Source organism: Chryseobacterium cupriresistens (genome assembly GCF_046614675.1).
In the GTDB taxonomy this organism is placed as follows: Bacteria; Bacteroidota; Bacteroidia; order Flavobacteriales; family Weeksellaceae; genus Chryseobacterium; species Chryseobacterium cupriresistens.
In genome coordinates this window covers 1-284 of the sequence record NZ_JBKKJT010000050.1, presented here as the reverse complement: position 1 = coordinate 284, position 284 = coordinate 1, and the positions used below count along the sequence as shown (strand labels likewise).

1 protein-coding gene is annotated in these 284 nt (G+C 69.0%); it reads left to right on the top strand.

Features of this window, described 5'->3' with window-relative positions; genetic code table 11:
* Nucleotides 1–284 (top strand): DUF3683 domain-containing protein (locus ACLI50_RS22615; RefSeq protein ID WP_411414683.1); only part of this gene is annotated, 284 nt, incomplete at both ends.

Sequence of the window (284 nt, the reverse complement as noted above, 5' to 3'; positions counted from 1 at the left end):
AAGTTTTCGATCCGCATGGCGCGGCCGCCGCCGTCGCCGCCGACCCCGCGCCCCGTCTGCGCGAGATTCCCTATAACTACACGTCGTTCTCGGATCGCGAGATCGTGATCCGCCTGCTCGGCGAAGAGGCGTGGGCGGTGCTCGACGAGCTGCGCGCGGAACGCCGCACCGGCCGCTCGGCGCGCATGCTCTACGAAGTGCTCGGCGACATCTGGGTCGTGCGCCGCAACCCGTACCTGCAGGACGACCTGCTCGACAATCCGAAGCGCCGCGCGCTGCTGATC